The following is a 21,404-nucleotide window of genomic DNA, read 5'->3' on the forward strand; positions in this document are numbered from 1 at the left end:
GGAGTGACCTGCCTTATGTACAGGAAGCTTTGCCATCACTGCCACAGGGCATCCTACAGCTGCCAGAACGACCATTGGACCTGTCCCTTATGCGGCCAAGATTTAAGCCGTCAGGCACACTTACCCGCTCATTTACACACCACAGACCATCGAGGCATTAAACAATATGAAAAGCAGGCAGCGTTGACAGGGACATCAACGTTTTGAAAGTATAAAAAAAAAGCTGCACCGATTCATATCGATGCAGCTCCTTTCCCTTTATGGGAGATATTTTCTAGGGTTTACAGAGTTTGAACGGCTTCCATTCCAGGAACCTTCGTGAATTTCGAAGTGAAGGTGCTGCCCTGTAGAATCACCGGTACTTCCCATATTACCTAGGAATTGGCCTTGAGAGACCGTTTGACCGGCAGATACAGCCGGTGTACTTCTCAAGTGTGCATAAACGGTTGTGAACGTCTGACCGTTCATATAGTGGGAAATCATAACCACGTTTCCATAACTGGATGAATAGTTAGCCCGGATAACTGTACCTGATGCGGACGCATGTATCGGAATCGTGCCTCCGGCAGCTAAATCAATCCCTGAGTGAAGACGAGGTGTCCCATAAATCGGGTGGATTCGGTTGCGGTCATATTCAGATACGGCAGGTGCGTTAGCAGGCCAGATAAATCCTGAACTGTTGCTGCTGGATGATGAACTGGACGTGCTCTCAGACTCGCTTGAATCAGATGAGCTGGATTTATTTGAAGATGAAGAATTGGAGGAGGCACTGCTTACAGTCTCCTCTGCTTTTTCTTCCTCAGCCGCTTTTTCAGCTGCGGCTTTTTCTGCAGCGGCTTTTTCAGCTGCTGCCTTCTTTCTGGCTTCTTCTTCAGCTTTACGCTTCCGTTCAAGTTCCAGCTGGCGCTGGCGCTCGATTTCCTTCTCAATAGCGGCTTCCTGTGCAGCAAGTGTTTCCTGTTCTTCTTCCACGCTGACCATGTGGTTATGAGCATCTTCTTCTTCCTGCTCAAGCGTGGACATCAAGGCTTCTTTTTCTTCTTTCTTACTTTCAAGCTCCTGCTTTAATGTTTCAAGCTCGGACAATTTACTTTCAAGGGAAGACAATTCCTCTTCCACTTGGGCTTTCTTTTCTTCCACAGCCTGCTTATCAGCAAGATGCTCTTCCAGAATTTCCTTATCCTGTGTAGCAATCGTGTTCAGGCTCATGACACGCTCCAGAAAGTTTCCGAAGCTTTCAGCGCCCATGAGAACATCAAGGTAATCCACGCTTCCACCGTTTTGATGCATGGATTTCACACGTTCTTTAAGAAGTTCATCACGCTCTTCAATGCGCTTTTCAAGCTCGGCAATTTCTTCTTTCAGCTGATCAATGTTCTCTCTTGTCTGTGCGATTTCATTTTCTTTCGTCTGGATTTTATCCAGTGTATCCATCGTCTGCTCGTCCAGACGTGCAATCTCAGCATCTACTTCATCCTGATCTTCCTGCAGTTCAGCGATTGTATCTTCTTTTTCCTGAATTTCCTGCTCATTTTCAGACTGCTGTTGTCTATTCTCTTCCAGTTTTTCCTGATTTGTTTCAGCATTAACCGTTGTTGAAACAGGTAAACCGGATAGAATCAGACCGGCAGTAAGAGCGGCTGTAATGATTTTTGATTTCACTCTTCTTCCTCCCCCGATTCCTCACCTGTGTGTATGATTCATCTATTTTTCTAAACCTTCAAATACTTACGGATGGACGTAAAGCTTCCCCAAAGTCCAATGGTGACCCCCATCAGGACAAGCAGGGCAGATACTTCAAAAACAAACGGGTAAACCGGCAGTAAGTCTATAAATAAAGTAGGGTATCTGGTCGTAATCTCATCGTAGAGAGCATCATAACCAAAGATCACAAGGGCGATAGGTAAAATCGACCCAAGAATTCCAATTAGGATACCTTCGAATAAGAAAGGCCAACGTATGAACCAATTGGTCGCCCCTACCATTTTCATAATCTCGATTTCACGTCCCCTGGCTACGATAGTGATCCTGATTGTATTCGCAATCAAAAACATCGCTGTAAATAAAAGCCCTGCGATAATCGCCAGCCCGACGTTTCTGGCTACATCCATAACGCTGAACAAACGTTCTACGGTCTCTTTGGCATACTCGACTTTGTCCACATTATCAAAACTTTCAATCGTTTCAGCTACCTGAATCGTATCCTGTGGATCTGCCGTTTTCACCACGTATACGTCGTTCAATGGATTTTCATCTTTGAGAGATTCAAAGGCTTCCCCTTCATCTCCCATGCTATTGATCAGGTTATCCAGACCTTCATCCTTCGACTGGAAATTCACACTGGAAACACCCGATACGTCTTCCAATTGACCCTGCAGGTTCTCACGGCTTTCCTCATCTGCGGTACGCTCGATGAAAACACGGACTTCGACGTCTTCCTCAATCTGTTCTCCCATATCATTCAAGTTCAGGAGAAGTGTCGCGAAAACTCCGACAAGCAGAAGGGTTACGGTTACCGCTGAGATGGAGGCTACCGACATCCACTTGTTTCTCGTTATGTTTTTGACGCCTTCTTTTCCGTGCCGGCCGAACGTTTTAAATTTCATAATTCCTGTCACCCCGGCACTTCTGATTTATAACGGTTTGAAAGTCCCTCATTCTGCCTGCGTCTTCGGTTATACGGTGATGCGTTTCAAACAATTTCTATCACTTCCTACCAATCTTTCATATTTGTTGATCTATGTTGTAAAAAATTATGTAGTCTCGGTCGTCTCGTTCAATTACCCTACTAATTATATCAAATATATTCGCTAAATAAAGACAAATTATTATTACATTTGTGTTTCATAAGTTTACAGAACCCTGTAATATCAGGGTTTCTTTTCGACATCATCCGTCATATCCAGGAGTCGTTACAGGTAAATATAATCAGGCCTTCAGACCCTGTCTATGCATAAAAAAATAAGCTGTCCTGGTAGAAAGACAGCTTATTTTTTCAGGTGATGGTTCTTTAATTTTTCAATTTCCCTCTTGAGCTGGAGGTTTTCCCATACAACGCAATCGTACGACTTCCTCGTCCGGGCGTCCGGATCCAGGTTTACTTCGTACCATGATTTTCGGAGCACGGCATCCACCGGGCTCGTCTGTTTAATCTCAGCGGAAGGGTAGAGTTTCTTGAGACGGGTCACCTCTTTTTCAGACAAGCGGAGTTCCCTGAAGAAGATACCTTCTTGAAATGACTCGACCAAGAAGCGCTCAAACGCTTTTTTTGCCAATGCCTTTCCCCCTCGAGTAAATCGTCTTAGTTATATATAAGACGAAACGGGAAAGTTCATGACTTCTGGAATACAGATTCTTTTACTACGGCATGGGCTACGACTTCCATAGGATCAAGCAGCGGCACTGGAAGATGGTATGGTTTTAGAACCAGACCGATTTCTGTGCATCCGGAAATGATCACTTCTGCGCCCTGATCGAGCAGTTCCTCAGCAGCAGCTTTTAAAAGGGAAAGCGGTTCTGCATCCGTGTTGCCGCTTTTAATGCCATTGCTTCCATAGATGGATTCCATCACTTTCTCGGTCTGTGTCACCGGGCGGGGTTCAATAACATCAAGGTGACCAAGGTGTTTTTTGAACAATCCGGTCTGCAGTGTGCCGGACGTTGCAAGCACACCGATTTTCCGAACGCCGGGATAATGATCCTCGATATATTTTTTCAACTCTTCAAAAGCGTTCATAAGTGGAAAGGATACGGCTTTTTGAACGTCGTCGATGAAATAATGGGCTGTCATGCATGGAATACAAGCCACATCCACATTCACTTTTTCCAGGTTCTTAGCGGCATCGATCATTTGCGGGACAGGGTTTTCCCCGCGGCCGGAAATGGCCGCAGTACGGTCCGGGATTTTGGCGTTGCTGTCAATAATCACACGGTAATGATCCTGATCCTTTTCGGCCTGTGTAGCGCGGATAATCTTCATATAATATTCAGCCGTTGCCTCAGGTCCCATACCCCCGAGTATGCCGATAATTTTGTCGTTCATCGTCTGCCTCCTTACAAAAGACCCGATACGTGGCTGAGAAGCCATTTACAGAACACCGGCCACCCGGTTTTTCAACGGTTTGAACAGCTGATCTTCGTCGATGTCTGGTCTTTTTGTACTTAACTGTTCTAAAGCAATCTTCGCGCCTGGGTCCATGCCCTGACATCCCGCCAGCAGCAGCACATCATTTTCCTGCACTTCAGATAAAGCATGGTTCACAGCGTCATCAAGCTCTCTATAAAGATGGACTTTAATGCCGGCTTCATCCATCGCTTCTTGGAATACACGGACCTCTTCGTCCGTCACAACATCTTTTTCAGTCACATGAGAATGACTCACCGTAGCAATAATTTCTGTCAAGCCAAGACGCGGAGCCCATTCAGCAATAGCTTTCGCGTTTTCTTTGTTCACTGTGACCCCGCGACTGCCGCGGATAGCATAAACAAGTTTCAAGTCTGAGTAGTCCATCTGCTGCAGCGTACTCAGTGTTACGTTAATATTTCCATAGTTGGCGAAGTGATCATCAAGCATTTTGAAGTCATCTTCAAAGACCATTTCAAAACGGCGCTCCACACCGCCAAAGCCTTTGATACCGGACTGGATGGTCGGAATCGGTACCTCATTCAGAAGCGCCGCTGCGATGGCCACCATAGAATTGTAAACAGAATGATAGCCCGGCGTGGACAATTCTATATCGAATTCCTGTGGAGCGTAATCGGTATTCCCGGCAGAAAACGGCCGGCGGATTTCCACCGTGAACTTAGCTCGTCCCGTGGACAAGTCAAGATTCTTACAAACGAGATCCCCATCGGCAGTTTCCACACTAAATGTAAGGACATTGGCTTTCGTTTCCTCAACTAAGGATGCCGAATAGGAATCATCCAGGTTCAGGACTGCCCAGTTCCCTTCAGAAGCGTTCCGGATCAAGCTGGCTTTACTGTTAAAGTATTCCTCAAAAGATCCGTGAAGATCAATATGTTCTCTACTGATGTTGTTCAATGAGACGATATCAAAATCGACACTGCCCACCCGGCTTAAATCAAGGGCGGAGGATGAAACCTCCATCGTTACGTGGGAAACATCCTGGTTTCTCATTTCTGCAAAGTATCTGTGCAGGTCCAGTGATTCAGGTGTCGTCAGCTTGGTCGGTTCGGAATAGTCGCCGTATTTCACGACCACGGTCCCGATCAATCCTGTTTTCAAGCCGTGCTCTTCCAAAATGGCATCAGTCATAAAGGAAGTGGACGTCTTACCATTCGTAGCTGTAATCCCGATGGTCTTCATAGACTGGGAAGGGTGGTTGTAGTAGGCATCGCTTAACGCAGCCAGAGCCTGACGGCTGTCCGCGACGCGGTATTGAGGAAGGTCTCCCCATCCGTCCTGGTAATCTTCTACAACTATTGCGGCTGCACCACTCTGCACCGCATCTTTCACGTACCGGTGCCCATCCGTCTTAAAGCCTTTAATGCAGACGAAGACGTCTCCTTCGTTTACGTTTTTAGAATTGTAGGCAAGTCCCTGGACATGTATGTCTTTATCATTCCAGGCTTCCAACACTTCAATCGATGATAATAACTGATTAAGCATAGCCATTGTTATCTACCTTCCCTGCTCATTTTTGACTGGTTTCCATTTCGATTATGATCCGTTTATATGCTTCGTACACCGCAGAACTTTTCCCGCTGTCCTCCGGTATCTATTTCCTGTTGTTCTACGCTTTTTTTGTTACACGTCCAGCGACGAGGCGGGCCAGCTTCTTTCCAAAAGCAAAGGCCGGCTTCGGGTCTTTCGGGTCCCAGATCGCATGGGCTTTCGGTCTGAAATAGGATTTCATCACACTTTTCGGGGAAAGCTGACCCGTTTTGATATATTCCCTTACGGCAAGAAGATCCTCATAGGCATACCAGAATACGATGTTTTTATCCTCACGTACAGCTTTCGGCTCAAGTGGACGGCCTGTAAGCTCCCGGTAGGTGATATAAGGAATATTGATTCCTGTCTTCTGCAGCAGGTGGTTTAAGTTTGTAATTCTCACATTGATTTCAATCAAATAATACTGCCCTGTTTCGGCATCTTTTTTAAACTCGATTTCGGCAAATCCTTTGTACTGGATCCCTTCGAGGAATTTCGTTCCAAGCTCGTACAATTCCGGGACATATTTCTGCTGTGTGTAGACAGAAGCCCCATAGTTCACAGGAAACTGCCGAAGCTTCTGGCAGGTCACCCAGTGCGTCACTTTCGAATCCTGATCCAGATAAGCATCAAATGTGTACATATGGTCGTCAAAACCAGGAATGATGCGCTGTACAATCACTTCGATATCTGCCGCTTTCGCCTCGTTGACTTTCTCAAGCAGTTCTTCCTGATTGTGTACGGTGAAGAGCTTTCTTCGGAACTTGGCCACAAATGCCGGTGAATCCACCGGTTTGACAAGGCACGGATACTGAATGTCCTTTTCCACCCGCTCTACGAAATTCTCTTCATCGACATTGACAGTTTCAGGAACCGCCACCCCATGTTCAGAAGCCAGGGTATGAAGCGTTCCTTTGTCCATTATCTTAGTATATAACCCCTGTTCCTTTTGAGGAATAAGGAAATGTTCCCCTAATTCCGGCAGATGTTCATCGACGAACTCCACGTACGGATCGGCTGTCGGAATGAGAACAGGAGGACTGTCCTGTTTCTTAGCATAATCCACGAGAAAAGCAGCAAGTCCAGCCGGATCTTCTTTATAGTGAGGTCCGATCAGAGCTTCCGAACAATATTTAGATTCCAGCCCGTAAGCCCCTTCCCACGCATAATCCACAGCAGCAACATGGACACCATGAATACCCAGACACCGGATTGTACTCAGTCCAATATAATAATTCGCACCTAAAACGACCGCTTTATTCGTCATGAGATATCCCCTTTTACCTTTTTATTAACTATACACGACCCGTTACCTAAGGCGTGAATCTTCCGATATGTAAACATATATATTTTACCACAATCCACAGGGGAACAAAACGCAAACCGGTTCCCGGCATAGAAAAGGCGGCCCGGACACGGGACGCCTTCACTCTTTCTATCTATTTGGCAGATGGCGGCTGAACATCCAATGGATTGGATGGAGCGGCGGCTGTTTCCTGTCCGCTTTTGCGGAAACGGCGCACCCATGTATCAGCTGCATACATCACTAAGAACAGAAGCAGGACGGTCAGTGACAACATCGCGAATGACGTAACCATCGTTTTTCCCCTTTTTTCGTTAAATTTCCTCAAATCACTACAAATCCTTATATATAATACCAAATATACGGCTGTTGTAAATATTTATTTCTATTTTCTCCATTATTCTATGGATTCTTCAAAAAATCCGCCTTCCCTGTAAAGGAAAGGCGGTCCTCTCTGCACGGTTTTCCGGCTGCAGTTTCGGTAAAAGAATTGCCGCCACACCTTCTGTCAATTCCTATTAACCTCCTGCATTCACTTCTGGATAGCGGGGAACTTAAGTCTGGATAAACTCCCCAACCTCTTTTGAAGAACGCTTCCGCTACACGGCAGATAAAGAGCCGTTCATTCAGCACATCCTCCATCTCGCTGCAAAACAAAGCTGACACCCGCGTGGGTGCCAGCTTTGTTTCATGACAACTTCTGAAGATATTGGGCAGCCGTTTCAATCCCTTTTGTGAAATTATCCAAATGGAAGTGTTCATTAGGGGCGTGGAGATTCTCTGTCGGAAGACCAAAACCCATCAATACGACAGGAGCCTCAAGAACACGGCCAAAAACTTCCACGATGGGAATGGACCCGCCTTCTTTCGGAAACAGCGGACGCACCTTGTAGACATCCTCATAAGCTTCTGCCGCAGCCTGGATAAAGGAGTTTTGAGAATCCATGGCGACAGGGTCCGCTTGAATGAATTTCTCCAGACTGACTTTGGCCCCGGCAGGCTTATGCTGCTTCACATGGCGTTCTATTGATTCATAAACCGCCTGCGGATTTTGATCACCGACGAGACGACAGCTGATTTTGGCGGACGCTTCCTTTGGAACAATTGTTTTCAGTCCCTCGCCCTGGAAACCACCTGTAATGCCATTGATCTCGAGCGTCGGGCGGATTCCTGTTCTTTCTTTAAATGAAAACCCGGCTTCTCCGTAAAGATCGTCTATTTCGAGTCCGCGCTTCGTTTCTTCTTCGTCAAAAGGAACGGCAGCGACTTCCCGGCGGAGTTCTTCGGTCGGTTCCGGAACGCCTTGATAAAAGCCCTCTACAGAAACTCTCCCCTGTGAATCATGAAGGGAATCCAACAGGGAAACGAGCGAATGGACCGCATTCGGGACTCCGCCGCCATATGTACCAGAGTGAAGATCGGAGTTCGCCGTCTGGACCGTCATTTCCATTGCGAGCGCCCCTCGCAGGGAGGTGCAGATCGCCGGCTGGTCTTCTGCACTGAAGGAGGTATCACTTATCACGACAGAATCACAGGATAAACGCTCCTGATTCTCTTCAATGAACGGACCTAGATGAGGACTGGCGACTTCTTCCTCCCCTTCGATGATAAACTTCACGTTCACAGGCAGCGCTCCATGCTCTTTCATCAGAAGTTCGGCTGCCTTGATATGAATGAACAGCTGTCCTTTGTCGTCGGTCGCTCCACGGGCATATATCTTGTCGTCTTTGATGACCGGCTCAAAAGGCGGTGTATCCCATAGGTCTACAGGATCTTCCGGCTGGACGTCATAGTGGCCGTACACCAGCACTGTCGGCTTATCCGGGGCATGAAGCCAGTCACCATAAACAAGTGGATGACCATTCGTTTCGATGACTTCCACATGCTCCATCCCGGCTTTTTCCAAAGCTTCGGCGGTCCATTCCGCTGCCCGGCGAACCTCTCCTTTATATTCCGAAAGCGACGAGATACTCGGTATACGCAGATACTGCTTGAGTTCTTCGATAAATTGTTCCTTATGTTGTTCCACAGCTTCTCTCACTTTACTACCTCCCTTTTTCAAACCATATCTTCATTATACATGATGCAGACAGCTGTCCCTCTATCTCCCTTTGTCATCCAGTCAGAAGAAAACGGACGGTGCATGTCGACATGCACCGTCCGGACGTACTTCCTATATAAGAGAGATAATAAAGCTGATTACTACTATTAAGCCGATAATCATCAGGATCGTGCGAATCATGCGATCACCTCATTGTGTTTGGATTTTCTTTTACTATTCCCTTAATCCTGTATTTTTGAAACAACGAAGAAAAAAAAGCTGCCGGAAAAATTCCCCGGCAGCCTGAGAACGGACAGGTCCATCCTCCATTTTATTCCCTTACATGACTTCGCGATCCCAGAAGCGGTGGGCGGCAACAGCTTCACCAAACTGTTTGGCGAACTGCTCTGCATTGTCTCCTGTAATGACGCCGCTTTGCTTGTCCATATCGTTCTGCTGCACATATTCCACACCTTCGTGAGTGGCTCCGATCGGTTTGAAGTGCATGAACGCTTCAGATAGGAAGTTACCGGACTGCTTGGCGAACGTTTGATCCGCTTCAGCTCCTCCGACAGCATAAATCGCATCATAAAGAACGGAATCCACCGTAAGGAACGTATGGTCCACTTTCAGTTCTGAATTGTCATCACCTTTCAGCATCCCTTGGCGGTTACTGATAATGTCTGTCATGATCCCTTGTGATTCCAGCTGCTCCAATGTCTGTCTCACATCCTGACCATTAAAACCGTCAGCAAGAATGACACCGACCGTTCTCGTTGCCGGAGAGTGAACCGTATTAGCCTGGCTGAGCGCCGGGGAAGATTTCGTCACGTTCGATCCACCGGATTCCGGAGGGGTTACACCGATGTTTTTCGCAAAGGACTGGGCGAGCTCAAGACTTACGTTGGAGAACATCTCGACAATTTTCTCACGCACATCCTCACTCTGTACTTTTCCAAGTTCAAAGCTGAATGCATTGATGATGTGATTCTTTTCATGATCACTCATGCTGTTCCAGAACAGGGTCGCCTGGGAGAAGTGATCCTTAAAGCTTTCACTGCGTGCACGGACTTTATGGCCGTCCACTTTTTCCTGATAATGCTCAAAGCCGCCTTCTTCTTTGCTTGCGGGTGCCGGCGTGTTACCAGCCAGACCATTTTTGTGATAAGCCACAGGTCCTTTATTGATCGTCTGACGTCCATAGCCGTCACGCTGATTGTTAAAGAACGGACAAACCGGACGGTTGATCGGCAGTTCGTGGAAGTTCGGCCCGCCGAGACGAATCAGCTGCGTATCCGTATAGGAGTGAAGACGCCCCTGTAGCAGCGGGTCATTCGTAAAGTCGATGCCTGGTACAAGATGGCCAGGGTGGAAGGCCACCTGTTCGTTTTCAGCAAAGACGTTATCGACGTTGCGGTTCATCGTCATTTTACCGACGATTTCGACAGGTACGTCTTCTTCCGGCCAAAGCTTCGTCGGATCAAGAAGGTCGAAGTCAAACTTATATTCATCTTCTTCCGCAATCACCTGGATGCCGAGTTCATATTCCGGATAATCCCCGTTTTCAATAGAGGTCCAAAGGTCACCACGGTGGAAATCCGGGTCTTTCCCATTGATTTTCTGAGCCTCGTCCCAAACGAGGGAATGCGTTCCTAGAACAGGTTTCCAATGGAACTTCACAAAGTGTGCAACGCCTTCTTTGTTCACAAGGCGGAAGGTATGTACACCGAAACCTTCCATCATACGCAGACTGCGTGGAATGGCACGATCGGACATTGTCCACATCACCATATGAGCGGATTCCTGGTTATGGGCAACAAAATCCCAGAACGTATCGTGGGCGGAAGCTCCCTGCGGCATACCATTATGTGGTTCCGGTTTAACCGCGTGAATCAAATCGGGAAATTTGATTGCGTCCTGGATGAAGAAAACAGGAATGTTGTTTCCAACAAGATCAAAGTTCCCTTCCTGTGTATAGAATTTTGTAGCAAAACCTCTGGCGTCACGAACGGTTTCAGCAGAGCCCTTGGACCCCTGCACGGTAGAAAAACGTGTAAATGTCGGGGTTGTCTTCGATGTATCTGTCAAAAATTCAGCACTCGTATATTTTTCAAGTGATTTATATAATTGAAATTCTCCATGAGCAGAAAAGCCTCTGGCGTGCACAATACGCTCAGGGATACGTTCATGGTCAAAGTGAGTCATTTTTTCGCGAAAGTGAAAGTCCTCCATAAGAGTAGGACCGCGTTCACCAGCTTTGAGGGAGAATTCATCCTCGGATACTTTCACTCCCTGGTTGGTGGTCATATGTTTACCAGAATCATCTACTCTGTACTGATCCAGCTGCTCATCCTTTTTTGTACGCTTGTCGCTCATTGTGCTCCTCCTCTGATTATGTTTAGAATGGTGAGTAAAAAATAACCATTACAATCTAAAAGTACCCGAGGGTTCGACAAGTTAAACGACATTATTATTATTTTTAGAAAACAAAAACAATGAATCAGGCATGCCATAAAAAAGAGGGCGGACATTGTTGTCCACCCTCTGGTTATCGTTAAGGCAGCTGTGTCGTACCCATCAAGTAACGATCACATTCACGGGCTGCTTCACGACCTTCATTGATTGCCCACACAATCAAGCTCTGTCCGCGTCGCATGTCGCCCGCAGCAAACACGCCATCTACATTGGTCGTGTATTTGCCATATTGTGCAGCTACATTGGAACGGACGGTCGTTTCTATGCCCAGCTTCTCAATGAGATCCTGCTCCGGCCCACTGAATCCAATCGCAAGCAGGACAAGGTCCGCTTTCCACACTTTTTCCGTTCCTGGAATTTCTGTACGAACTTTGTTCCCTTTTTCATCATAGGAAAGTGCGACATCAATGGTATGCACTTCCTTGATGCGGTTATTCTCATCACCAACGAATTTCTTCGTCATGACCGCATAGGCCTTCGGATCTTTCCCGAATTCAGCTTCCGCTTCTTTCTGCCCATATTCAATACGGTGGATAATTGGATACTGCGGCCACGGGTTTGTTTCATTATCGCGGACGCTGCTCTTCTTATCGTAGATATCAAATTGGGTCAGACTCTTACATTCGTGGCGCATGGATGTGGCCATACAGTCTGTCCCTGTATCTCCCCCGCCGATCACGATGACATTCTTATCCTTGGCACTAATATAGTTGCCGTCTTCATGGTCCGAATCCAAGAGACTCTTCGTATTGGAGTGAAGGAAATCCATGGCATAGTGAACGCCTTTCAGGCTTCTTCCACTTACGTCGATGTTCCTCGGTGTCGTTGCACCGCCGCATAGAATGACAGAATCATATTCTTCATTCAAGCGGGAAACAGGATAGTTACGCCCCACCTCTGTGTTGGTAAGGAATTGAATGCCTTCCTGCTTCAGAATGTTCACACGGCGCTCCACGACGGAGTACGGAAGCTTCATTTCCGGAATGCCGTAGGTCAGCAGTCCGCCGACACGGTCGTTCCGCTCATATACCGTCACCCAGTGCCCGGCTTTGTTCAACTGCGCAGCTGCAGCAAGACCGGCCGGTCCGGAACCGACAACCGCCACTTTTTTACCTGTACGGTAGGCCGGCGGCTGAGGAGTCACCCAGCCTTCCGAAAAACCTTTTTCAATGATCGAGCGCTCTACACTACGGATTGCAACAGGCGGCTCATTTATGCCAAGCACACAGGCGCCTTCACATGGAGCCGGGCAGGCAAATCCGGTAAACTCCGGGAAATTGTTCATTTCATGCTCTTTCTCAAGGGCTTCCTTCCATTTCCCTCGATAGACGAGATCATTCCACTCGGGAATCAAGTGATAGACCGGGCATCCAGTCGTAATGCCATTGATCTCCATACCGGAATGACAGGTCGGAACGCCGCAGTCCATGCAGCGCGCCCCCTGCTTTTGTACTTCTTCATCTGAAAGGGGAAGCGTGTAATCTTCCCAGTCTTTCGTTCGAACTTCAGGATCACGCTCAGGTATGGCCTGGCGTGTATATTCCATAAATCCAGTTGGCTTTCCCATCAGGTCTCCCCCTCCGCTGTTATTTGACGGTTTCTACCGGTTTGTTTCTCTCTTCAAAAGCTGTCATTTCTGCGTCAAATTTGTCCAGTCCGCTCTCTTTCAGGCGCTGGATGCGATCCTGCATGTGCAGGTAATCTCTTGGAATCACTTTGACAAATCTGCTCACGTACTGCGGCCACTCTGCAAGGATCTTCTGACCCAGCGGGCTGTTTGTATACGATACATGACGGTCGATCATGTCATAAAGCTCCTGGATTTCCTGTGAATCCTGCAATTGCTGCAGGAGCACAAGCTCCTTGTTGCACTTCGTTTCAAAACGGTGGGCTGTTTCATCAAGAACGTAGGCGACGCCTCCTGACATACCGGCAGCAAAGTTACGGCCGGTACCACCAAGGACGACGACCCTTCCACCCGTCATATATTCACAGGCGTGGTCCCCGACACCTTCGACGACGACATCCGCCCCGCTGTTCCGCACACAGAAGCGTTCCCCGGCAAGACCGTTGATATAAGCTTCTCCGGCAGACGCTCCATAGAAGGACACGTTTCCGATAATCGTGTTTTCTTCTGGTCGGAACGAAGACTTGGATGAAGGGTGGACGATGATCTTCCCTCCGGACAGTCCTTTACCAACATAGTCATTGGAATCTCCGATCAGGCGCAGTGTCATCCCTTTAGGAATGAAAGCTCCGAAACTCTGACCTGCTGAACCTTTGAATGTCAGGTTGATCGTATCTTCAGGCAGACCTTCTGCGCCGTAACGGCGGGTGATCTCACTGCCTAAAATCGTCCCTGTCACCCGGTGGATGTTCCGGATCGACCCGGTATATTTCATCGGTTTACCCGTTTCAATTGCGTCTTTACATAATGGAAGCAGTTCTTCCATATCGAGGGTTTTATCCAAACCATGATCCTGCTTACGCACAGCAAATAAACCATAGTTGTCCGGTACATTCGGCTGGTAAAGAAGCGCAGACAAGTCCACACCCTTCGCTTTCCAATGATCGATTGCTTCATTTGTTTGAAGCACATCCGTACGTCCGATCATTTCATTGATCGTACGGAAACCGAGTTCTGCCATGATCTCCCTCGCTTCCTGTGCAATGAAGCGCATAAAGTTTTCAAGGTGATCGGCTTCGCCCGTGAATTTCTTCCGAAGTTCAGGATCCTGGGTGGCGACACCAACAGGACATGTGTTCAAATGGCAGACACGCATCATGACACAGCCAAGGACAACAAGAGGGGCTGTGGAAAATCCATACTCCTCCGCTCCAAGAAGAGAAGCGACAACGACATCACGGCCGGTCATCATCTTACCGTCTGTTTCAACGACAATGCGGTCACGAAGCCGGTCGAGCACAAGCGTCTGGTGGGTTTCAGCCAGACCGATTTCCCACGGAAGACCGGTATGCTTAATGCTTGTACGCGGCGCAGCCCCAGTACCACCGTCATACCCACTGATCAGAACGAGATCGGCACGGCCTTTTGCTACACCGGCAGCAATGGTTCCGACACCGACAGCCGATACAAGCTTCACGCTGACACGAGCCTTTGGATTGGCATTTTTCAAGTTGTAGATCAGCTCAGCCAGATCCTCGATGGAATAAATATCATGGTGCGGAGGCGGTGAAATCAATTCAACGCCTGGGGTGGAGCCGCGGACTTCGGCTACCCACGGGTACACTTTCTTACCAGGCAGGTGTCCGCCTTCCCCGGGCTTCGCCCCCTGCGCGACCTTGATCTGGATTTCATCGGCATTCACTAAATAGTGACTGTTTACGCCGAAACGGCCGGAAGCTACCTGTTTAATAGCGCTTCGCTTCAGATCACCATTTTCATCCGGCTCAAAACGGGACGGGTCTTCTCCACCCTCTCCGGAGTTGCTCCGGCCGCCGATCCGGTTCATCGCCACAGCGAGAGCCTCGTGGGCTTCTTTACTGATGGACCCGAAGGACATGGCGCCTGTTTTGAATCGTCGGGTAATGTCCTCCACGGACTCCACTTCATCCAATGGAATGGACGGACGCTGTTTAAAGGATAAAAGTCCACGAAGAGACTGCAGGTTATGCTTTTCATCCGTCAGCATCTTCGAGTACTGCTTGAACAAATCATAATCATTGGCACGGCAGGCGTGCTGCAGTGTCGCGATCGTCTGCGGATTGTACTGATGATCCTCACCATTTCTGCGGTATTGATAATCATCACCCGCATCAAGCGTACGGTTTCCGCCACGGCCTTCACTGAAGGCTGTTTCATGACGCATCAATACTTCTTTTTCAATGATGTCCAGACCGATTCCGCCGAGACGGGAAGCCGTCCGGGTAAAGTATTGATCGATCACATCCATATGAATACCGACCGCTTCAAAAATCTGAGCCCCCCGGTAACTTTGGATAGTTGAAATCCCCATTTTGGAGAGGACTTTAATAATGCCGTCTGTCGCCGCTTTAATGTACGTCTGTACAGCTTCGTTATGGGATACGTCTTCAATCTGACCATTTTCAAGAAGGTCACGCAGAGATTCATAGGCAAGGTAAGGGTTGATCCCTTCTGCCCCGTAGCCTAGAAGTGTTGCAAAATGATGAACTTCACGCGCTTCCCCTGATTCCACAAGCAGACTGACTTTTGTTCTCGTCCCTTCGCGGATCAGATGGTGGTGGAGACCTGAAACAGCAAGCAGCGTCGGTATCGCAGCGTACTCATCATTCACACCGCGGTCAGAAAGGATGATCAGTGTCGCTCCGTTTTCCACGGCATGATCGGCTTCTTCAAATAAACGGTCGAGCGAAGCTTTCATTTCATTTTCTTCCGCTTTAAATAACATCGACAGTGTGACCGGTTTGAATCCTTCCACCGTCTGCTGGCGAAGCTGTTCAAGTTCTGTATTCGTCAGTATCGGTGTTTTCAGACGGATCTGACGGCAGCTGTCCGGTTTTGGATCCACCAGGTTCCCCTCAGCACCAATGGTCGTTTCCACCATCGTAATAAGCTTTTCACGAATCGCATCGATCGGCGGGTTGGTCACCTGGGCAAACAGCTGTTTGAAATAGCTGTAAAGCAGCTGAGGTTTCTTGGAAAGGACAGCCAGCGGGGAATCATACCCCATCGAACCGACTGGATCTTTTTTATCTGTCACCATCGGCATGAGAATCTTATTCAATTCCTCAGTCGTGTATCCGAAAGCGAGCTGCTGATCGATCAAATTGCCGATAGGGCGGTGTTCTGTGGCTGGCTCAGGCAGGTCTTCCAAATCGAATTTATGATCATCAATCCATTCCTGGTACGGATGCTCACGGGCAATCTGAAGCTTGATCTCTTCATCCGGAATGATTTTTCCTTCTTCGAGATCGACAAGCAGCATTTTGCCAGGGTGCAGACGATCTTTGTACAAAATATCATCAGCGAAAATATCAAGCGCACCAACTTCAGACCCAAGCACGATCATACCGTCCTTCGTTACATAGTAACGGGCAGGGCGCAGACCATTACGGTCCAGACAGGCACCAATCTGCTTCCCGTTCGTATAGGCAAGGGCTGCCGGACCGTCCCATGGCTCCATCAGCGTGCTGTGATATTCATAAAAACTCTTCTTATCTTCCTGAATCGTCTCATCATTGGACCACGGCTCAGGGACCATCATCATAGCGGTGTGCGCCAGAGAACGACCGGATAAGTAAAGGAACTCAAACGCATTATCAAACATGGATGAATCACTTCCGTTGGCATCAATGACCGGCAGAAGCTTATCCAGATCTTCTTTGCTGAAGTATTCAGACTCGCAAAGCTCCTGCCTCGCTCTCATCCAGTTCACATTTCCGCGGAGGGTATTAAACTCTCCGTTATGGATGGTATAGCGGTTTGGATGTGATCGTTTCCAACTCGGGAAGGTGTTCGTACTGAATCGAGAGTGCACTAAAGCGAGGGCGGTCTTAAAGTCAGGGTGGTTCAAATCAATATAGAAGGAGTCCAGCTGTTCCGGAATCAGCATACCTTTATAGACAATCGTATTGGAAGACAGGCTGCTGATATAAAAGTCATCATACTGGTCCATGGAAGCAATTTCGCTTTCCGCACGTTTGCGGATAATGTATAAACGACGTTCCAGATCCATCTGTGTCTGGATATTTTCAGAAGGAGCTACAAAAGCCTGACGAATGAATGGTTTCGTCTTTTTCGCATCTTTCCCTACGAAGGAGTCGTTGACGGGTACAGTACGCCAGCCAAGGAACTGCTGTCCCTCTTCCTCAACGATACGTTGAAAACGCTGCATGCAGTCGACTCTTAACGCATGGTCTTCCGGGAAGAACACCATACCGATCCCGTATTTCCCAGCCTCCGGAAGGTATATATCTTCTTTCTCACATTGTTTTTCAAAGAATTTATGAGGAATCTGGGTTAAAATACCGGCACCATCCCCTGTACTGACATCCGCGGACTGACCGCCCCGGTGCTCCAGATTACATAAGATCGTGATGGCATTTTCTACAATACTATGACTCTTTGTCCCATCGATGTTGGCAATAACTCCGATACCACAAGCTTCATGCTCATTTTCCGGATGATACAGCCCCTGCGGAACAGGATATCCGTGTTTTTGCATTATCTTTCCCCCTAGCGGACTTATTCTTGAAGGTTGCAGGCAATAATAGAAAAATTCTGTCTTTTCAGTTTCTTACTAGTATAGCATGAACATATGGAAGAATCACGCCTTCATCAGGCATGACAGCTGAATTTTCATGCAAATACGACAATGACAATCCTTTACAAATCCACTTATAAAAACGATGTAAGCGCAACCAAATATTTTTTGAGATTTTTCAAAAGAAAATTTATTTTATTCACTTTTCCATACAAAAACCCTTTATTCACGAGCGTTTGAACGTATATTAAAACCGATGGATGTATTTTCATACATAAAAAGGAATTCCAGCCCTGCATTTAGAAAGTATTGAGAAGACAGGGAGGGACTATGGATGGGAACAAAAACAAGAACATACGGAATTACAATTGGAGAAATGGAGACGGGGAGACGAAATCAAATCACCGATGTACCCGGTGTCAAAGTCGGTCATCAAACACTGACAGATGGAGATACACACACAGGGGTAACGGTCATCCTTCCGCATGAGGGGAATCTTTTCAAACAAAAGCTGCTGGCCGCCTCCCATGTCATCAATGGCTTCGGGAAAACCACCGGATTAATCCAGGTCGAAGAAATGGGGACGTTGGAAACCCCTGTCGCCTTAACCAATACGTTTGCAGTCGGCCGTGTTTACGATGCCCTCGTTGATTACAGCTTGGAGCGGAACCCTGAAATCGGACGGACGACAGGGACGGTCAACCCCCTCGTCGGCGAGTGCAATGATATGCATTTGAATGATATCCGAAACCGCAGCGTAGCGAAGGAGGATGTATGGCATGCGCTGCGAAGGGCGGAAAATGATTTTGAAGAAGGAAGTGTGGGAGCGGGGACAGGCATGGTATGTTACTCCATGAAGGGCGGCATCGGGTCAGCTTCACGTAAAATCGACCTCGCCTACGGATCGTATACCCTCGGTGTTCTGACATTGACCAACTTCGGGACGCTGAGTGACCTGCGGATCGATGGAAGATCGGTTGGGAAAGAGCTGAGTGAAGCACATCAAACACAGGAGAAGGACCGCGGTTCGGTGATGGTCATCTGCGCGACGGATCTCCCTGTTACAGAGCGGCAGTTGAAGCGGATACTCAAACGGGCAGCAGCCGGATTGTCCAGGACCGGGTCTATTATCGGTAATGGCAGTGGTGAAGTTGTCATCGGTTTTACAACGGCTGGAACCATTCCGCATGACAAACCGGACCACCCCTTGTCTTTAGAAATGCTTCATGAAGAGGATATCGATGCGGCATTCCGAGCTGTACGCGAGTCCTGCGAAGAGGCTGTATTGGAATCACTGCTTCATGCAGAGCCTGGGAAAGGAAGGAACGGACATTACCGACCGACGCTGCCTGAACTTCTTGAGAAATTCAACTTCTCCCTCCAATAAAAAAGGAGGTCTCCTCATAGGACGGGAGACCTCCTTCACATTTACGCCGCTTTTGATTTTCTGCCTCCGTGGCGTCGGTGATAGACGACATTGATTTCCGCACCGACCATTAAGATGATACCGGTCAGGAAAAACCAAAGCATAAGGATGATGACACCACCGAGACTTCCATACGTCGCAGAATAGTTTCCAAAGTTCGTTACGTAAAACGAGAAAGCCAGGGAAATGACCTGCCAGAGAAGCGCAGTAATCACTGCCCCAGGAAGAATATGCTTGAATGGAATGTTCTTATTTGGTGCGAAATGATAAAGGGCCATCAATACGAGGCCGATGACAGATATACTGATCACCCAGCGCAGCACCTGCATAAGTATTTCCGTCTGAGCTGGAAGATTGATGAAGTCAATCAAGACCTGTCCGAACACCGGAAGCGCAAGAGCAACGACAATCGCTACAATCATGCCTGCCGTCAACGCGATCGCCAGCAGTCTCACTTTGATGAACGACCTCGTTTCTTCCACTTCATAAGCTTCATTAGCCGATTGTATGAATGCATTGATCCCACTGGAAGCGGACCAGAGCGTACCCAGAATACCAACTGTAAGGAGCCCCCCGTTCGGCTGTTCCACTACCGCAACGATATTTTCACGGAATACATCAACGGTGCCGCTCGGAAGAACGTTGCCCATGGCCTGGATTGCCGTCTCAGAATCAATATTCAAATAGGGGAGTATAGATAATAGCAGAATCAGCATCGGAACAATGGATAGTAAGTAATAATAAGCCTGGGCGGCCCCAAGCAGAGGGACATTATCTTTTTGGAATTCCTTGATGACCGCTTTCGTATAATCAATGATCTTCTTCAACGTTTCTCTCCTCCTTCACTCCACTTTAATAGTCTATCCCCCATTTAGGAGAATATTAACCTAGGAATGTAGGAGGTGAAGCTTTTTGGATGTGTCCTTCCTGCGTGAGGAGGATGCAATTTTCATAGTCTCCCTGTATTTGGCTACCGTTCTTCTCGATATGTGCAGACCTTCCTGTTGAAGCAGGAGGCGGCTGATGCTTTGGTCGGAGTATGGTTTCCTTTTATCTTCCCCCTCGATCATCCCGGCGATCCTTTCTTTCACATAACCCGATGAATATCCTCTTCCGTCCTCACTTTGATACCCTGTGACGAAAAAGCTCTTCAGGGAATACAGCCCTTTTGGTGTCTGCATGACTTTATTGGCAGCCGCACGACTGATGGTGGATTCATGCACACCGATCTGATCTGCCACGTTCTTAAGCGTCAGCGGCTGCAGTGAACGGCCTTTGAAAAACTCCCGCTGATGGCGGACGACGACTTCAGCCGTCTGCAGGAGGGTGTTCTTCCTGCTTTCCACGCTTTGGATCAGCCATCGTGCCCGTTTATAGTCTTCTTCAAAAAAACCGGCGGCTTCTGCATTCGTATCGTACAACTCAAGGAGTTCATGGTCCCACCCCAGGTATTTCGTCATGGAATAAGGATCGTGAAGCTGATACCCTTCTTCGGTTTCTTCCAATATTAAATCAGGGGGGAGAGATGGAATGGATGGAGATAAAGAAGCAGCCGGCGGTCTCGGATTCAACTGCTTTAACCGCAAAAGTGCTTCCTCTCCTTCCTCCCGCTGTATGCCTGTAGACTTTTCAATCTCCTCCCAGTTTCCAAGGGCCAGATCATCCAAGTGATGCCGGATGATCAGCGGCAGTTTTTCATCCTCAGGAAAGCGCCGGACGGCCTGAAAAACCAAATACTCCCTTATGTTCCGGCAGCCTACACCTTCCGGATCCAGGTTAAACATAGACATGCGTACGTTCCTCGCTGATTCCAACGTCGTATGAAAGGTTTCTGCTGTCTCCTCGTCCGATGCTTCACAAAAACCGTCATCATCCAGATGCCCTGCAAGAAAAATCAGCATCTCTTTCGTCTCTTCAGACACCTGCAGCAGCCGGATCTGGTCCTCTATATTATCCCTCCATGATGCTTGATCAGGAGTCATTTCTTCCATGAAATTCATCGATGCACCTTTCTTGTAGAACATGGATGCAGCGTCGACAGAAAAATGAAGGAGCGGGTTTTCATCAACCTCCCGCTGCACATACTCCCATAACTCACCTGCTGAATATTGAAGCATTTGAACAGCCTGGCGCATTTCCGTTGTCATAAATAACCCTGTCGTTTGTTTCTGAACAAGCTCAAGCTTCATGAGAACACCTCTTTGGTAACGCTTTCATAATAGTGTACTTCCATGATGCTTGAACGGCGGTCATTTTTCAATAGCAAAAGCCTTCTTCCT

At 47.9% G+C, this 21,404-nt stretch carries 14 protein-coding genes; 1 reads left to right on the plus strand and 13 read right to left on the minus strand.

Annotated features, from left to right (window positions below; translation table 11 throughout):
• Window positions 1-258 precede the first annotated feature (258 nt).
• The 11 genes from H615_RS0119765 to gltB all read right to left on the minus strand — a co-directional run bounded on the left by H615_RS0119765 (window position 259) and on the right by gltB (window position 17,660).
• Window positions 259-1,662, minus strand: coding sequence for a murein hydrolase activator EnvC family protein (locus tag H615_RS0119765; RefSeq protein WP_027956753.1), 1,404 nt, complete (start codon window positions 1,660-1,662; stop codon window positions 259-261).
• A gap of 50 nt (window positions 1,663-1,712) precedes the next feature.
• A complete protein-coding gene (gene ftsX, locus H615_RS0119770; protein ID WP_027956754.1) occupies window positions 1,713-2,606 on the minus strand; it encodes a permease-like cell division protein FtsX in 894 nt (297 codons plus the stop codon).
• Between the two features lie 381 nt (window positions 2,607-2,987).
• Window positions 2,988-3,275, minus strand: coding sequence for a hypothetical protein (locus H615_RS0119775; RefSeq protein WP_027956755.1), 288 nt, complete (start codon window positions 3,273-3,275; stop codon window positions 2,988-2,990).
• Window positions 3,276-3,331: 56 nt separating this feature from the next.
• Window positions 3,332-4,042: a cysteate racemase gene (cuyB, locus tag H615_RS0119780; RefSeq protein WP_027956756.1), complete on the minus strand. Its 711-nt coding sequence runs from the start codon at window positions 4,040-4,042 to the stop codon at window positions 3,332-3,334.
• A gap of 45 nt (window positions 4,043-4,087) precedes the next feature.
• Complete coding sequence (locus tag H615_RS0119785) at window positions 4,088-5,635, minus strand: Mur ligase family protein (protein WP_027956757.1); 1,548 nt, start codon at window positions 5,633-5,635, stop codon at window positions 4,088-4,090.
• 118 nt (window positions 5,636-5,753) lie between these two features.
• Window positions 5,754-6,941, minus strand: a complete 1,188-nt coding sequence (locus tag H615_RS0119790; RefSeq protein ID WP_027956758.1) for a carboxylate--amine ligase — start codon at window positions 6,939-6,941, stop codon at window positions 5,754-5,756.
• A gap of 172 nt (window positions 6,942-7,113) precedes the next feature.
• Window positions 7,114-7,272 carry a hypothetical protein gene (locus tag H615_RS22460; RefSeq protein ID WP_156896539.1) on the minus strand — a complete coding sequence of 53 codons (159 nt, stop codon included), beginning with the start codon at window positions 7,270-7,272 and terminating at the stop codon, window positions 7,114-7,116.
• A 393-nt stretch (window positions 7,273-7,665) separates the two neighbouring features.
• Window positions 7,666-9,018, minus strand: a complete 1,353-nt coding sequence (locus tag H615_RS0119805; protein WP_027956759.1) for a dipeptidase — start codon at window positions 9,016-9,018, stop codon at window positions 7,666-7,668.
• Between the two features lie 339 nt (window positions 9,019-9,357).
• Window positions 9,358-11,394, minus strand: a complete 2,037-nt coding sequence (locus H615_RS0119815) for a catalase (protein ID WP_027956760.1) — start codon at window positions 11,392-11,394, stop codon at window positions 9,358-9,360.
• 178 nt (window positions 11,395-11,572) lie between these two features.
• Complete coding sequence (locus H615_RS0119820; protein WP_027956761.1) at window positions 11,573-13,060, minus strand: glutamate synthase subunit beta; 1,488 nt, start codon at window positions 13,058-13,060, stop codon at window positions 11,573-11,575.
• 19 nt (window positions 13,061-13,079) lie between these two features.
• Window positions 13,080-17,660: a glutamate synthase large subunit gene (gene gltB / locus H615_RS0119825; protein ID WP_027956762.1), complete on the minus strand. Its 4,581-nt coding sequence runs from the start codon at window positions 17,658-17,660 to the stop codon at window positions 13,080-13,082.
• Window positions 17,661-18,033: 373 nt separating this feature from the next.
• On the opposite strand from gltB, the gene H615_RS0119830 reads away from it, so the two are divergent.
• Window positions 18,034-19,086, plus strand: a complete 1,053-nt coding sequence (locus H615_RS0119830; RefSeq protein ID WP_027956763.1) for a DmpA family aminopeptidase — start codon at window positions 18,034-18,036, stop codon at window positions 19,084-19,086.
• 41 nt (window positions 19,087-19,127) lie between these two features.
• Here the strand turns inward: H615_RS0119830 and H615_RS0119835 are convergent, their stop codons facing one another.
• Both H615_RS0119835 and rpoN read right to left on the minus strand, forming a co-directional pair.
• On the minus strand, window positions 19,128-19,952 hold the full coding sequence (locus H615_RS0119835; protein WP_027956764.1) for a YihY/virulence factor BrkB family protein: 825 nt from the start codon (window positions 19,950-19,952) through the stop codon (window positions 19,128-19,130).
• Window positions 19,953-20,012: 60 nt separating this feature from the next.
• Window positions 20,013-21,314, minus strand: coding sequence for an RNA polymerase factor sigma-54 (gene rpoN, locus H615_RS0119840; protein WP_027956765.1), 1,302 nt, complete (start codon window positions 21,312-21,314; stop codon window positions 20,013-20,015).
• Window positions 21,315-21,404: the final 90 nt, after the last annotated feature.

This window comes from Halobacillus kuroshimensis DSM 18393, assembly GCF_000425705.1.
Taxonomy (GTDB): Bacteria; Bacillota; Bacilli; order Bacillales; family Halobacillaceae; genus Halobacillus; species Halobacillus kuroshimensis.